This window comes from Agrobacterium sp. 16-172Ci (genome assembly GCF_053522725.1).
This window is the reverse complement of the sequence record NZ_JBNWBW010000001.1, coordinates 122,007-136,893: the sequence shown is the minus strand read 5'-3', so window position 1 is coordinate 136,893 and position 14,887 is coordinate 122,007. Positions and strand designations below refer to the sequence as shown.

Below are 14,887 nucleotides of genomic sequence, written 5' to 3'. Positions count from 1 at the left end.
CTCTTCATTCTGCGGAGAAAACGACGTTCACGGGATTTTGTTCCGATTCCTTCCAGAACGCTTACAACCGACGAGGTTCGGGCGCTTGCTGAAGCGCCTCCGCCAGCACCGTCATGACCTGCGGACCTGCCATTTGCGACACATTGAAACGCATGAAACCGGAGGCGTTCTGCGAGGAACTGAACACATTGCCGGGGGCCAGCACCACCTGACGCGAAAGCGCTCGGCGCGCCACATCGGCGGCATCAACCCCGTCCGGCAGGCGGCACCATAAAAACATGCCCGCCTGCGGTTCGATCCACGGCACACATACGACCGACCTCAGACGCGCCGCCACCTCCGGCATCGTTGCCGCAAGACGCTGCCTCAGCGCCTCGACATGCTTGCGGTAACTGCCATCGGTCAAAAGCGACAGGACCAGCGCTGCCGAAAAATGCGTTCCGCCAAAAGTGGTGGCGATCTTGAGATCGGTCAGGGCTTCCACCCAAGCCATGGGTGCTGCGATGAAACCGCACCGCACGGAGGCCGACAGTGTTTTTGAAAAACTGCCTATCTGGACGACGCGGTTAAGACCGTCGAAGGCCGCCAACCGGGGCGCGGCCTGGGTTTCGAAATCGGCAAAAATATCATCCTCGATGATGGTCAGCCCCACCTGCTCGGCGAGCATCAGCAGGCGATGGGCGGAAACGGCGGAAAGCCTTGCACCTGTCGGATTATGGATTGCGGAATTGGTGATATAAAGCCGGGGCTGATGGTCTTTCAGCGCCTGCTCGAAGAGTGCCAGATCCGGTCCGGTCGGCGTATAGGGAACACCGACGATCTTCACCCGATGCGCCCGCAAGAGGGCGTGGAAATTGAAATAACAGGGATCATCGACAACAACCGTATCCCCCGGTTGCAGCAGGAAACGGCACAGAAGATCGATCGCCTGCGTGCCTGAATCGGTGAGCATGATCTGGCTGGCGCCCGCCTGCACCCCGTGTTCGGCCAGCCGGCGTGACAGAAGCTGGCGCAGCGGCAACAGCCCCATCGGACTGCCATAATCCGTCAGCAGGGCGGCGTCGGCGCGGGCAAGCCCGCGCATCGCCCGCCTCAACGCTTCCTGCGGCATCCACGATGCGGGAAGCCAGCCGCAGCCGGGTTTGGCGAGAACGGAACCCTCATCCAGCGCCTGCCGCGAGACCCACAAGGGATCCACCGCCCTGTCGAGCTGCGGCTCGATATCGGCAAGCGACAGGGGCGCAAGCGGGCCCGAAACGAAAAAACCGGAGCCGGGGCGCGAGCTTATCGTACCATCCGCCACGAGCCGGTCGTAGGCCTCGACAACGGTGGAGGTGGAAACCTGCATGGTCTTCGCCAGTGCCCTGACCGACGGCAGGCGCGCGCCAGGCACCAGGCTGCGCGAGGCGATGCGTTGCCGCACACTTGCCATCACCTTCTCTATGCGCGTGCCCGCAGCGACTTGTCCGTCCACACTTCCTCCAACTGTACCGCTTATGATACCATAACAGTTTGTTGAAATTGTATATGATTGTCGCTGTTCCTGCCAGCCATTCCGGATCAAGAAAGGCAAAACGCAGGAGTTGACAATGGACAAGACGACGAGCGGCTGGCTGAGCGGTCTGACAGGCGTGGTGATATTCAGCGGTTCGCTGCCCGCGACACGCATTGCGGTAACGGGTTTCGATCCGGTGTTCCTGACCGTCGCCCGCGCCAGCATTGCCGGCGCGCTGGCGCTGGCGCTGCTGTTTCTGTTCAGGCAAAAGCGCCCGGCGCGCGATGACCTGACATCGCTTTTCATCGTCTCGCTCGGCGTCGTGGTGGGCTTCCCGTTACTGACCGCACTCGCCCTGCGGCATGTCACCTCGGCGCATTCCATCATTTTCGTGGGGCTCTTGCCGCTCGCAACAGCAATCTTCGCCGTGCTGCGCGGCGGAGAACGCCCACGCCCCGTCTTCTGGCTCTTTTCCTGTCTTGGAAGCGCGCTTGTTGCGGGGTTTTCGCTGTCGAATTCGTTTGCCGCCGGGATCGAGGCGTCGCTTGCCGGCGATCTTCTGATGCTCGGCGCAATCATCGTTTGCGGGCTCGGTTATGCGGAGGGTGCTGCCCTTTCCCGCAAGCTGGGCGGCTGGCAGGTCATTTCCTGGGCGCTGGTTCTTTCCCTGCCGGTAATGCTGCCGCTTGCTTTCTTCACCGGGCCGGAAACACTCGCCGGCATCGATCTGCAGGCCTGGGCCGGCCTTGCCTATGTTTCCCTGTTCAGCATGCTGATCGGCTTCATCTTCTGGTATCGCGGGCTGGCGCTTGGCGGCATCGCAGCCGTCGGCCAGCTGCAATTGCTTCAGCCCTTCTTCGGGCTCGCACTTGCCGCAACCCTGCTGCATGAGGAAGTGAGCCCGGCAATGATCGCCGTTACGCTTGTGGTGGTGCTCTGTGTTGCAGGCGCGCGAAAATTCGCGCGCTGATGATTGCCATCGTCAGCTTGAACGGCGGTCCACCCAGCGATGCCACGCATCCTCACTGCCGTTGAAGACATTGAGATCGATGCGACCATCGACGCCGTGCGACAGGCCGGAACCGGAATATTGCCAGAACAGCCACTTGCGGCCGGGATAAACCACCGACGGATGCTGGGCGACGGCGCGCAGCCAGAAGGGATAATCCTGGAATTCGCCCTGGAGGTTGTCCTTGTAAAAATCGGGCGCCGTATAAATGATCGGCCGCTGGCCGTAATGGCGCTCAAGCTTGTCCATGAAGACGCGCATCTTTTCCAGAACGCGTTCACGGGAATGGCGCATCTTGCAGCTCGATTCGCCGTTATATTCCACGTCGATGACCGGCGGCAGGGCTTCCGGGTCGCGCGGTACATTGCGAATGAACCAGTCCGCCTGTTCGCTGGCGTTGCGGCACCAGTAGAAGAAGTGGTAAGCGCCGCGGCGAATGCCCGCTTCCTTCGCGCGCTGCCAGTTGGTGCGGAACATCGGATCGAGATGGTCGCCGCCATCCGTCGCCTTGATGAAGGCGAAATTGGCGCCGCGTGTGCGCAGCTGCGGCCAGTTTATATTGGCCTGCCAGCGGGATACATCCACCCCGTGGACCTGGAAATGACGCGGCTGGACCTTGCCGAAATTGATCGGCTTGGCATCGCTGAAGCTGGAGCGGAAAATGCGCGAGCGGATTTGCGCACCGGCGCTCGCCGCCGGGGCCGCAGCCATGGCCAACTGGACCGGGCGCTCCATCTGGTTGATCGTGGGGCGCTCCGCCGGCCGCACCATTCCCGCCGCCTGTGACGGAACCGGCAAACGGATTTCAGGCGCATTCTGCGTTAACGACGCCCTGGGGGTGACAGCGGAAAAGGCCTTGGGTTCGTCAGGCACCGGCCCGCCCCATGCCAGAACTTCCTGCCGTGGCTTTGCTGAAATGGGCTGGGTACCGACACTTGCCTGCGGCACCGGCGCGGATGGCGTGACCGAACTCGTCGTTTCCTTCGAGGGCAAACCGGCCATCAGGCTTTCCGGCCCGGAACTGGACGTGCAGCCTCCAAGCAGGAAGCAACCGAAGAAAAGTGCTGGCACAGCCGATGAACGCATGAGAACCCGTACGCAAAACAAATCGGGGGCACTCTGATGCCGCCCGGAGACCTCGAAATACAAATGCTAACGGAAGATTATCAAAAAAGACTGAATCTTATCTTTACGTCGGCACACGCCGATGCGCCCGTCATTTCTGGCAGGCGAAACGGTTCGAGTTCTCGCGTCGTGGCGCGGCTCAGGCCGTCATGGCGGTCAGATCGACAGTGTCGGCGCCGGGGGAGTTTCTCTTGATCGATTCGATCGCATGGATAGCCGACGCCTTCGCCTTGTACCCTTCCGACGAGAACATTGTCTCCCCGTTGGATGCCTTGAAGCGGAAACGATATTCGCCGGCCTTGTCCTGATAGATTTCGAATTTGTACATAATCTTTGCGCCTCCTTTCGCGCGGTAGTCCATCAGCCGCAACTCTGTTCGGCCTCGATCACTTTCGCAACGGAAAATCGCCGATCTCAATGAGCCGTACCCAGGCTCGAGCGATTTCCAGCCCGGCTGCATCGGCCATTTCTGCGCGCAAGCCACGGTGGTCACGATAATTCTCCAGCCAGCCCGGCGACATTCTTTCGACGGAAGCAGGAAACGCCTGGCACCAGCCATCAACCACGGCGGTCGAGGCCTCGAAATGGAATTGCGTGCCATAGACCGCCCGGCCGATGCGAAAGGCCTGATTTCGTGTCGCGCCATTGGTCGCAAGCCGCGTGGCGTCCGGCGGAAGCGTAAATGTATCGCAATGCCACTGAAAAATAGGAAAGGTCTTTTCCAACCCCGCCAATAGCGGATCAGACACGCCCTCTTCCGTCAGGGAGACATCCTGCCAGCCGAATTCCGGCGGTCCCGAGAGAATATTCTCTCCGCCATAGGCGCGCGCCAGCAACTGGCTGCCGAGGCACACACCCATGACGGCTTTACCAGCATCGCCAAAGGCTTTCATGAGAAGGGCGAGATCAGCCAGATAGGGATAAAGCGCATCGTCAAGCGCGTTTTGTTCGCCGCCCAGAACGACAAGCGCATCATGGTCGGCGGCATCCGTTGGGAGAGGCTCACCCGCATAGGCGCGGATCACATGGATTTCCGCCGCCGCTTCTTCCAGCGCTACGCCGAGTTGCCCATGCGGCGTACCCGCCATGTTTTCTATGATTGCGACGCGCATAAGACCTCGTGGAGACGACAATGGATTCAACCGGCCAAGAGTGCCGATCGAATCCAGCTTCACCACGAGAAAAATCGATTTTCAAGAGCCGCGGCGTCGTCAGTGCGACGACAGGCGGATGACCTGACCTATGCGCCTTAGAATTCACGCGCCAGCTTGGCGTCTGCGGAATGCCGGTTGCCGCCACGAACTGCGAAGAACAGGAAAATCGCAGCCCACAGTATCGATTTTTCCGCGCCGCCCAGACCTTCCGCCTTTACGATGCCGTGAAAATAAACCGTTACCAGAAGAACGATCATGGCCGCGAAAGATGCCGGCCGTGTGAACAGGCCGATGGCGACCAGAATGCCGCCGAAAAATTCCGTGGCGGCAAGCAGCGGCGACCAGAAGACGCCGGGATAAAAGCCGAGGCTCTCCACCATGCCGACTGCGCCGAAAGGATTGACGATCTTGCCGAAACCATGGGTGACAAGAAGAAGCCCGGCCGTGACGCGCAGGATCGTCTCCACCAGATCATGCGTCGCATTATAAAGCGGTGCGACCGCCGGAACGAAAAGACGCTGACGATTATTCTCGAACTGTGCCATATGATCTCCACGTTTCAGCCTTCGACAGCTTCTCTGTTCGCAAAGCCGCATGATAAGAACAAGCGTACGCCCGGTAAAAACATGAGTATTATGGTTGACATTATCGTGAACATTATTGCCGCTGCGCGGTGAAGGAGACCTGAGGATGACCGAGACCAAACCCCGCATAACCATCCGCTATTGCACGCAATGCAACTGGCTGCTCCGGGCAGGCTGGATGGCGCAGGAAATCCTTCAGACCTTCGCTTCCGATGTCGGCGAAGTCAGCCTCGTTCCCTCAACCGGCGGCCTGTTCGAGATCACCGTGGACGGCACGACCATATGGGAACGCAAACGCGATGGCGGTTTTCCCGGCCCAAAAGAACTCAAACAGAGAATCCGTGACATCATCGACCCGGAGCGCGACCTCGGTCATGTGGACAGAACGAAGCATGAAGGGCTCGACACCTGACCCGGCCACATGTTTCAACAGCCCCAACCAAGTTTTTCCCCTTTAAAATCAATGATCGTCATAAAAGTTCAAAAAGTCTGTTGACACCGGGCGGCTGCCCTCGTACATCGCTCTCCGTCGCCCAGATGGCGGAATTGGTAGACGCGCCAGCTTCAGGTGCTGGTACTCGCAAGGGTGTGGAGGTTCGAGTCCTCTTCTGGGCACCATTCCATTTTTGATCTTAGCCAGATCAAGAACTTAGCCGAAAAAACAGCAACATATAGCCGACCGGTAAACGCCGGGAAGCGTGTTGCTTTTTCGCCTTTTCCACTTACAGAAAAGCTACGAACAGGCCGCTTCCGTTTTTGTCGGAAGGCCTTTTGTCCTGTCTGAAATATGATCGACCTTGCCTATTATGGCTGATCGCCACTATTTTGCGAATGCTGTTCGCAATTCGGCGTACAGGACAGAACGGTCCGCTCAGTCTGGCGGAAAACACGCACCGTATTGCCCTCGTCGATGGAGACGAGAATGCGTTCATCCACGATTGGATTGCCATCGGCATCCAGAAGCACGAGATTGGTTGTGCCGAAACTGCGACCCGTCAGAACAATCGTGGTGGCATCGGCAACCGTGGCGTCGGCGACTTTGGAGTTGCCGACGATAACCTTGCTGACGGCGCGGTCGAGACGAAGGACACGGGCGTGATTCATCGAAACGCGCAATATGTCATCTTCAGCAAAAGCGGGCTGCAGCGAACCCGATAGAAAGACGGACAAGCCGACCACAATTTTCGCCAGTTTTCCGGATGACACGCGTTTGGCCCTTGCTCACTACCCGCACTTTATTGCTCCACAGAATGCGCGGTTTTAGTGAATGAAGCGTTAAATGGCGGAAATCCGGAACGAGGATGGTAACCATTCGTAATGTATTGATATTTTCATGTCTCTTCGCCCCGCGTCAAAACTGAACAGCTGCGCCTCTTTCAACCGAAACTTAGGCGGACGGGAAAAATGGCCAGCGTCTGAATATATTTGTTTATCAGCAAATATAAAAATGCAGACAATACTTTTTGTTTTTATTTACCAAGAGAAACTCATCCTGCCGTTTACTTTGAGTTAATCGTTTTTTTTAAGCGCTTGGAAATCGCTCCGCTGTAGTTTGAACCCAACCGAACAACGGAGAACAGTTGTCGGCGTGCTGAACCAACACAGAGTTAGGAGAGACCCTATGACCAAGATTTTCGCTCGTTTCCTCAAGGATGAATCCGGTGCTACTGCAATCGAATACGGCCTGATTGCGGCCCTTATTTCCGTCGCCATCATCGGCGGCGCTTCGGCCGTTGGTACGCGACTCAATGCATTCTTCCTTGCACTTTCCCAGAGAATCAACGCCAACGCGCCGGCCGCTACAAACCCAGCCTAAGCGTTTCGCTAGATCCTAAACAGACACGCCGCCTTTAAGGTGGCGTGTCTTTTGCTTCATAGAACTAAGGAGACGGCCGTGGTAGTTGCTGCAATTTTTCTCATATTGCCTTTTTGCCTCGCCTTTGCCGCCCTGAACGATCTTTTCAGTATGACGATACCCAACAGGATAACACTTTTCCTACTGCTATCTTTCATTATCGTTGCTCCTGTTTCCGGTATGGACTGGCAGACTTTCGCGATGAGCCTTGCCGCCGCCGCCGCGGTATTTTTGGCCTGCTTTGCTCTCTTCGCCACCAATGCCATGGGTGGAGGAGATGCCAAACTGCTGACTGCCACGGCAGTGTGGTATGGCTTCAACATTTCCCTCATAGAATTTCTGCTCGCAGTAACCTTCATCGGCGGTCTGTTGACCCTTGGCATCCTATTTTTGCGATCACGCTCACAGGAAGTCATGGCCATCGGTATTCCTATTCCGGATTCATTGATGGTGGCGAAAAAGATTCCATATGGTATTGGCATCGCTATTGCCGGGCTTTTAACGTACGGGGACGCGCCGATCGTTAAGGCGGCGATCTCCAGTCTTTCCTGATACGTTACTGAAGATTTAGAATTAAACCTTCGTTAACCACAAACCCAAGCACAATATTAACCATAATTATACCAATCGCACGGCATCCTGAAGGGAGAACGAACCTGATTCCCTCAAGGATCCAGCATGAAGCCGTCGCGTATTGTCATTCTTTCCGTTGCCCTGGTCGCCGCCGGTCTTGCCGGCCTTGTCGCCATGCAGATTTCCGGCGCAAAGCAGGTCATCGAAAAAGCGGAAACGATCATCCAGAAGGAGCCGACGGTCAATGTTCTCGTTTCCTCGGTCAATCTGCCTGTCGGCAGCCGCTTGAACGATAGCTCACTACGCTGGACGCCATGGCCGCAGGGTAATGTCGTCGACAGTTTCATAACGGAAGCAAAAAGCCCGAACGCGATCACCGAACTTGCTGGCGCAGTCGTGCGTCTCCCCCTATTCGAGGGCGAACCGATACGATCGGAAAAAGTGGTCGATTCCAGCACCCGCATCATGTCTTCGCTTTTGCCGGCCGGTAAGCGCGCCGTCGCCACCGAGATTTCCGTCTCGACAGGTGCTGGTGGTTTCGTGCTGCCGAATGACCGGGTGGACGTCATCATGGTCCGCAAGGGCGATGCCGGCAATTTCTTGACTGAGAATGTTCTGAACAACGTCCGCGTTCTAGCGATCGACCAGCAGATCAAGGAAGGCGAGGATGGTACCTCCGCTGTCGTGGGGGCGACTGCGACCCTGGAACTGACACCCGAACAGGCCAAGATCATAACCGTGGCACAGCAAATGGCGGATCGCCTCACCCTTGCCTTGCGCTCCGTCGCCGATGCCCAGGAAAACGATACGCTTTCGGCCGACTACCTTCTCAACGGCGGTTCCGGCCAGCCGGAAATTCAGGTGATCAAGTCCGGCTCGATCGTCAAAGGCAATCAGGGAGCATCCCAATGATCGGGGGGGGCATGTTAAAGCATCTTAAGAAACACCTACGTTCTTCGATCACCGGCGGCCTCGCATTCTGCGTTGCTTTTGCAGGTATTCCAGGAAAGCATTTGCCTGAATTTCTTCGTCTCGGCGAAGCAGAGGCGCAAAGCGCCAGCATCGTCCGGATCACCGAGAGCGGCACGGGCACGCGCAAGCGCCTGAAGCTCGGCCTCAACAAGGCGCTGGTCATCGACCTGCCGGAAGACGCTCATGACATTCTTGTTGCGGATCCCAGCCTTGCCGACGCCGTGACCCGCACCTCCAAACGTATCTATCTCTTCGGAAAAACAGTTGGGCAGACCAATATTTTCATTTTCGGCGAGGGCGGTCGCGAAATCGTCAGCCTCGATCTGGAGGTGGAGCGGGATATTGTCGGGCTGGAAGGCAATATTCGCCGCTTCATTCCCGAATCCGACATCAAGGTCGAAATCGTTTCGGATAACATCGTTCTGACCGGAACGGTGCGCACACCCCAGGATTCGGCACGCGCCGTTCAGCTTGCGGAAGCCTTTCTGAAAGGTGGTGAAGCCACCACCCGCAATATATCGCTCACCGGTGGCGACAATGGCGGCGATGCGGCAATTTTCGCCGAAAACCGTCAGGTATCGCAGATCGTCAATATGCTGACGATCGAAGGCGAGGATCAGGTGACGCTGAAGGTCACTGTCGCCGAAGTCAGCCGGCAGGTACTGAAACAGCTCGGCTTCAATGGCTCTATTAGCAGCTCGACCAGCAACAACGGCTTCGAATTCTCAAATCCTTCCAATCTCGGAAATGCAATCAGCGGTGCCTCACGGATCGCCAGCGGCGCGATCGGTTCCGGCTCGCTTAACTTTGCCACCTATCTCAACGCCATGGAACAGGCCGGCGTTGTGCGCACGCTGGCTGAGCCGAGCCTGACCGCTATTTCCGGCGAGCAGGCCAAGTTCTATGTAGGAGGCGACTTCCGTCTGGCTGCAGAACAGGAAATCTCCGTCGACAACGATACAGGCCAACAGACCATAACGCGTGCAACCGACACAGTTGACTATGGCATAACATTGAATTTCAGGCCTGTCGTGCTTTCGCCGGGGCGGATCAGCCTTAAGATCGAGACCAATGTTTCCGAGCCGACCTATGAGGGCAACGTGGTGACAGGAAATGGGGGCCGTAACATCCCCGGTTCGACTTATATGTCGATCCGCAAGCGCGAGACCTCGACAACCGTTGAACTTCCTTCGGGTGGCTCGATCGTCATCGCCGGCTTGGTCCAGGACAATATCCGCCAAGCCATGTCAGGCCTTCCCGGCATATCGAAAATCCCTATCTTCGGCACGCTTTTCCGGAGCAAGGACTTCCTTCGCAACGAAACCGAACTGGTCATCATCGCAACGCCCTATCTGGTGCGGCCCGTTGCCCGCAACCAGATCGCCCGGCCAGACGATAACTTCAATCCGGAAAACGACGCCGCCATGTATTTCATGAACCGCGTCAACAAGGTCTATGGCCGCAAGGACCAGGTTCAGGCGGCGCCCTATCAGGGGTCAGTGGGGTTCATCTACAAATGACGACACGCACACAAAATCCCCTCTTCACAGCAAGCCCGGTCAGGGCAGGAAATGTCATGAAGGAACCCTATTCCTCCTTTTCTCCTTACCTTTCCGGAAGACGGACCGGCCTCGTCGTCGTTGCCGCGCTTGCCGCCGGCCTGTTGCAGGGTTGCGCACGCGATCCGATGACCACCAACGCCATTCCCGACGATTATCGCACACGCCACCCGATTACCCTGTCGGAAGCGGAGCATTCGCTGGATATTCCGGTCTCGGCCAGCGACAGCCGGCTGACCACCGCGATGGCCGATAATGTTCGCGGCTTTGCCCAGAATTATGCGTCGATGTCGACCGGGATCATCAATATTCAGACCCCGTCGGGATCGGCCAACTCGGCGGCCGCATCGCGAATGGCGAAACAGATCCGCTCGACGCTTTCCGGCGCGGGTGTGGCGCCGGGCAAGATCATGGAGACGCGTTATGCCGCTTCCCCCAATGGCGACGCCTCCCCCATCCGCCTGAGCTATGTCGCCGTTACCGCCATGACCGGTCAGTGCGGGCAATGGCCAGAGGATCTTTCGGACAATACCTTCGCCAACAAGAACTGGTACAATTTCGGGTGCGCGTCCCAAAGCAATCTCGCGGCGCAGATTGCCAATCCCATGGATCTGGTCGGCCCGCGCGGCATGAGCCCGATCGATGCGGAGCGTCGCGCGGTAGTCATCGACAACTATCGCCAAGGCAAGACAACGGCGACGGCTAATTGATGCGGATCCAACATTTGTTACGGCAGGAACAACGATGAGCGCTGTAGAATACGATATCAAGCCAAGCGGCGGCACAGAAGCCGAGCCGCCCGTGCGCGCTTCGGATATGGACCACCTGCGGCCCCTGCCCCGCATTTCCGTTCACGCTTTCTGCGTCAGCGACAATATGCAAGGCGTCATGGACGCATTGTCCAGCGACCGGCGCATGAGCAAGGTTACCCTGCGGGTGACCAAGGGCGATATCAATGCGGCAGCCACGATGTTTTCCACGTCGCCCACGCCCAATCTCATCGTTCTTGAAACGGCAAGCTCAACCGCCTCGCTGCTGGACGATCTCGCGCCCCTGGCGGAGGTTTGTGATCCCTCCACGCGTGTCATCATCGTCGGCCGACACAACGACATAACGCTTTATCGCGATCTCATCCGCAACGGCATTTCCGAATATCTCGTCGCTCCGATCAATATGGCTGATCTCCTGGCTTCGATCGCCGCAATCTTCGTCGATCCGGAAGCGGAGCCGCTGGGCCGCAACATCGCCTTCATTGGCGCCAAGGGCGGCGTAGGCTCGTCCACCATCGCGCATAATTGCGCCTTCGGCATTTCGAGTCTTTTCTCCACGGAAACCATTCTGGCGGATATGGATCTTGCCTATGGAACGGCGAATATCGATTTCGATCAGGACCCTGCCCAAGGCATGGCTGAAGCGGTCTTTTCGCCGGAGCGACTGGACGAGGTATTTCTCGATCGTCTTTTGACGAAATGTTCCGATCATCTGTCGCTTTTGGCAGCGCCGTCTCTTCTCGACAGAACCTATGATCTCGATCGTCAGGCCTTTCTGCCGATCCTCGAGGTTTTGCAGCGCAGTGCCCCGGTTGCGGTTCTCGATCTTCCCCACCAATGGTGCGACTGGACGCGGGCAGTCCTTTCGGAAGCCGATGAGGTGGTCATAACGGCCGTTCCCGATCTGGCAAATCTGCGCAATACGAAGAACCTCTTCGACGCACTGATCAAGCTGAGACCCAACGATAAATTGCCGCATCTCGTTCTCAATCAGGTCGGCATGCCCAAGCGTCCGGAAATCGCGCCGGCGGATTTCCTTGAGCCGCTGGAAATCGAGCCGATTGCGATTATCCCATTCGACGCACAATTGTTCGGAAATGCCGCCAATAGCGGCCGTATGATCAGCGAGATGGATGAAAAATCCCAGACGGCGGAAACCTTTTCGCAAATCGCCCATACCATCACAGGCCGCTCCGTGCTGCGCAAAAGCAGGCGTGGCGGTCTGGAAAAACTGAAGAATATTCTCAAGCGCAAGTAGGCCTTCTGCCTGCGTCCTTAGACGGAAACGCCGATGTTCGGAAAACGCGGGCCTGAAAGCCCAGCCAGAAGCACAAAGCCGGATCTTGCTGCACCTGCGCCCATGCAGGTAACGGCAGCGCCCGAACCTCGTTCTGCTGCAATTGACACTCTTGAACCCGGCCAATCACCGGTGGTGCGTCAAGCAACCGCAAGCGCACCGCCCGCGCAGAGAAAACGCGCCCGCACGGAAGATTACTACAATACCAAGAGCCAGGTATTTTCCGCGCTTATCGATACGATCGACCTTTCGCAGCTCGCCAAACTCGACGCGGAGAGCGCGCGTGAGGAAATTCGCGATATCGTCAACGACATTATCACGATCAAGAATTTCGCCATGTCGATCGCCGAGCAGGAAGAGCTGCTCGAAGATATCTGCAACGACGTTCTTGGTTACGGGCCGCTGGAGCCGCTTCTCGCACGCGACGACATTGCCGATATCATGGTCAACGGTTCCGGCCAGACCTTCATCGAAGTCGGCGGTAAAACCATCGAATCCGATATCCGCTTTCGTGACAATGCGCAGTTGCTTTCCATCTGCCAGCGCATCGTCAGCCAGGTCGGCCGACGCGTGGATGAGTCGAGCCCGATATGCGACGCGCGCCTGCCGGATGGATCGCGCGTCAACGTCATCGCTCCGCCGCTTGCCATCGACGGTCCGGCGCTGACGATCCGAAAATTCAAGAAGGACAAGCTGACACTCGACCAGCTCGTACGTTTTGGAGCGATTACGCCTGAAGGCGCAACATTGCTCAAAATCATCGGTCGCGTCCGCTGCAATGTCGTCATTTCGGGCGGCACCGGCTCGGGTAAGACGACGCTTCTCAACTGCCTGACGAGCTTCATCGACAGGGATGAACGTGTCATCACCTGCGAAGACACCGCCGAACTGCAGCTTCAGCAACCGCATGTGGTGAGGCTCGAAACGCGCCCACCGAATATCGAAGGGGAAGGCGAGATCACCATGCGCGATCTCGTCAAGAACTGCCTTCGCATGCGGCCCGAACGCATCATCGTCGGCGAAGTGCGCGGGCCGGAAGTTTTCGACCTTCTCCAGGCCATGAACACCGGTCACGACGGTTCGATGGGAACGCTGCATGCCAATACGCCACGCGAATGCCTCAGCCGTATCGAATCGATGATCGCCATGGGCGGCTTCACCCTGCCGGCCAAGACCGTGCGTGAAATCATCTCAGGCTCGATCGATGTCGTCATTCAGGCGGCGCGTCTGCGTGACGGCTCGCGCCGAATAACGCAGATCACAGAAGTGATCGGCATGGAAGGCGATGTCATCGTCACCCAGGATCTCATGCGATACGAAATCGAAGGCGAAGATGCGAACGGCAAGCTGATCGGCAGACACGTATCGACCGGCATCAGCAAGCCCAATTTCTGGGATCGTGCACGCTATTACGGCGAAGAGAAACGTCTGGCGGCCGCGCTCGATGAAATGGAAAAGACATCCTAAGGGAAAGCGACTGCCATGGACCCGACAATAGCGTTACTGGCCGTACTTGTCGCCATCTCGGCAGGAGCACTCGCCTACGTCTTTCTTTTCCAGCAGATAGAGGTCGAGAAAAAGACCACAAGCCGTTTCAAGCGGGTGCAGGCCGCAGAGACGGATCATACAAACATCAAAGCTGCACGAGACCGCGTCCAGGAACTCAGCAAGCGCCGCAAATCCATGCAGGACAACCTGCGGGAAATGGAAAAGAAACAGAATGAAAAGGCGAAAAAAGCGAAGAACATCGGCCTGCGCGACAAGCTGGTTCAGGCGGGGCTGGTGCTTTCCGCTCGGCAGTTCCATCTGTTAAGCGTCGGCGCGGCTGTTTTTTCCGCCCTCATGGCCCTTCTGTACGGCCTGTCGTCGCTTCTCGCTCTGCTAATAGGAGTTGTCGTGGCGCTGGGCGTACCGCGGTGGGCGCTGGCGTTTGTTCTCAAGCGCAGACAGAAGAAATTTCTGGAAGAGTTTCCGAATGCGTTGGACGTCATGTGCCGGTCGATCAAATCCGGATTGCCGTTGAACGACGCCGTGCGGCTAATCGCGTCGGATGGTCAGGAGCCGGTGAAAACGGAGTTTCAGCGCGTCGTCGATGCCCAACAGGTTGGCATTGGAATTCCGCAGGGGATCGAACGCATGATGCTGACCATGCCGCTTTTCGAGGTAAGCTTCTTCAGCACTGTCATCAATATTCAGGCGCAGGCCGGCGGCAACCTTTCGGAAGCGTTGTCAAATCTTTCAAAAGTTTTGCGTGACCGCAAGAAGATGCGCGCCAAGGTGAGTGCTCTTTCGATGGAAGCGAAGGCCTCAGCAGTCATCATCGGCTCGCTGCCTTTCGTCGTCATGCTGCTGGTGCATTTCACATCGCCTGACTATCTGTCGGTACTTTTCACCGACTTACGGGGCCACATTATTCTCGGAGCATCCGCGATCTGGATGCTGATCGGAATATTCATCATGCGCCAAATGATCAATTTCGATATCTGAGGTCGCA

16 protein-coding genes and 1 tRNA gene are annotated in these 14,887 nt (G+C 57.3%); 11 read left to right on the top strand and 6 right to left on the bottom strand.

Translation table 11 applies throughout. The features are described 5' to 3' along the window. Window positions 1-61: 61 nt before the first annotated feature. Window positions 62-1,474, bottom strand: a complete 1,413-nt coding sequence (locus tag ACQZ40_RS00660) for an aminotransferase-like domain-containing protein (protein ID WP_448747185.1) — start codon at window positions 1,472-1,474, stop codon at window positions 62-64. Window positions 1,475-1,589: 115 nt separating this feature from the next. On the opposite strand from ACQZ40_RS00660, the gene ACQZ40_RS00655 reads away from it, so the two are divergent. Further along, a complete protein-coding gene (locus tag ACQZ40_RS00655; RefSeq protein WP_448747184.1) occupies window positions 1,590-2,465 on the top strand; it encodes a DMT family transporter in 876 nt (291 codons plus the stop codon). Window positions 2,466-2,477: 12 nt separating this feature from the next. Here the strand turns inward: ACQZ40_RS00655 and ACQZ40_RS00650 are convergent, their stop codons facing one another. The 4 genes from ACQZ40_RS00650 to ACQZ40_RS00635 form a co-directional block, all read right to left on the bottom strand. Next, window positions 2,478-3,590: a glycoside hydrolase family 25 protein gene (locus ACQZ40_RS00650; RefSeq protein ID WP_080855815.1), complete on the bottom strand. Its 1,113-nt coding sequence runs from the start codon at window positions 3,588-3,590 to the stop codon at window positions 2,478-2,480. A 178-nt stretch (window positions 3,591-3,768) separates the two neighbouring features. Continuing rightward, window positions 3,769-3,957 (bottom strand): YegP family protein, encoded by a 189-nt coding sequence (locus ACQZ40_RS00645; protein ID WP_059759498.1) that lies wholly within the window; start codon window positions 3,955-3,957, stop codon window positions 3,769-3,771. A 58-nt stretch (window positions 3,958-4,015) separates the two neighbouring features. Then, the gene (locus tag ACQZ40_RS00640) at window positions 4,016-4,741 is read right to left on the bottom strand and encodes a type 1 glutamine amidotransferase (protein WP_065654700.1); all 726 of its coding nucleotides are present in this window, start codon (window positions 4,739-4,741) and stop codon (window positions 4,016-4,018) included. Between the two features lie 137 nt (window positions 4,742-4,878). After that, window positions 4,879-5,328 carry a DoxX family protein gene (locus ACQZ40_RS00635; protein WP_003524478.1) on the bottom strand — a complete coding sequence of 150 codons (450 nt, stop codon included), beginning with the start codon at window positions 5,326-5,328 and terminating at the stop codon, window positions 4,879-4,881. Between the two features lie 145 nt (window positions 5,329-5,473). Between ACQZ40_RS00635 and ACQZ40_RS00630 the strand changes: the two genes are divergently transcribed. Next, window positions 5,474-5,779 (top strand): Rdx family protein, encoded by a 306-nt coding sequence (locus tag ACQZ40_RS00630; protein WP_003524477.1) that lies wholly within the window; start codon window positions 5,474-5,476, stop codon window positions 5,777-5,779. A gap of 119 nt (window positions 5,780-5,898) precedes the next feature. Continuing rightward, window positions 5,899-5,985, top strand: a tRNA-Leu gene (locus ACQZ40_RS00625). A 186-nt stretch (window positions 5,986-6,171) separates the two neighbouring features. Here the strand turns inward: ACQZ40_RS00625 and ACQZ40_RS00620 are convergent. Continuing rightward, window positions 6,172-6,573 (bottom strand): pilus assembly protein N-terminal domain-containing protein, encoded by a 402-nt coding sequence (locus tag ACQZ40_RS00620; protein WP_161987714.1) that lies wholly within the window; start codon window positions 6,571-6,573, stop codon window positions 6,172-6,174. Window positions 6,574-6,988: 415 nt separating this feature from the next. On the opposite strand from ACQZ40_RS00620, the gene ACQZ40_RS00615 reads away from it, so the two are divergent. The 8 genes from ACQZ40_RS00615 to ACQZ40_RS00580 all read left to right on the top strand — a co-directional run bounded on the left by ACQZ40_RS00615 (window position 6,989) and on the right by ACQZ40_RS00580 (window position 14,880). Further along, window positions 6,989-7,183 carry a Flp family type IVb pilin gene (locus ACQZ40_RS00615; protein ID WP_448747183.1) on the top strand — a complete coding sequence of 65 codons (195 nt, stop codon included), beginning with the start codon at window positions 6,989-6,991 and terminating at the stop codon, window positions 7,181-7,183. A 78-nt stretch (window positions 7,184-7,261) separates the two neighbouring features. Then, the gene (locus ACQZ40_RS00610) at window positions 7,262-7,774 is read left to right on the top strand and encodes an A24 family peptidase (RefSeq protein ID WP_448747182.1); all 513 of its coding nucleotides are present in this window, start codon (window positions 7,262-7,264) and stop codon (window positions 7,772-7,774) included. 126 nt (window positions 7,775-7,900) lie between these two features. Then, window positions 7,901-8,707 carry a Flp pilus assembly protein CpaB gene (cpaB, locus tag ACQZ40_RS00605; RefSeq protein ID WP_448747181.1) on the top strand — a complete coding sequence of 269 codons (807 nt, stop codon included), beginning with the start codon at window positions 7,901-7,903 and terminating at the stop codon, window positions 8,705-8,707. Continuing rightward, window positions 8,704-10,287, top strand: a complete 1,584-nt coding sequence (locus ACQZ40_RS00600) for a type II and III secretion system protein family protein (protein WP_448747180.1) — start codon at window positions 8,704-8,706, stop codon at window positions 10,285-10,287. The genes cpaB and ACQZ40_RS00600 overlap by 4 nt, the downstream gene beginning before the upstream one ends. A 56-nt stretch (window positions 10,288-10,343) precedes the next feature. Then, entirely contained in the window at window positions 10,344-11,036 is a 693-nt protein-coding gene (locus ACQZ40_RS00595) for a CpaD family pilus assembly protein (RefSeq protein WP_448747179.1), read from the top strand. Window positions 11,037-11,070: 34 nt separating this feature from the next. Beyond that, window positions 11,071-12,354 carry a CtpF protein gene (locus tag ACQZ40_RS00590; protein WP_448747178.1) on the top strand — a complete coding sequence of 428 codons (1,284 nt, stop codon included), beginning with the start codon at window positions 11,071-11,073 and terminating at the stop codon, window positions 12,352-12,354. Between the two features lie 33 nt (window positions 12,355-12,387). After that, window positions 12,388-13,860, top strand: a complete 1,473-nt coding sequence (locus tag ACQZ40_RS00585; protein ID WP_269828357.1) for a CpaF family protein — start codon at window positions 12,388-12,390, stop codon at window positions 13,858-13,860. 15 nt (window positions 13,861-13,875) lie between these two features. Beyond that, on the top strand, window positions 13,876-14,880 hold the full coding sequence (locus tag ACQZ40_RS00580) for a type II secretion system F family protein (RefSeq protein WP_271044803.1): 1,005 nt from the start codon (window positions 13,876-13,878) through the stop codon (window positions 14,878-14,880). Window positions 14,881-14,887 lie beyond the last annotated feature (7 nt).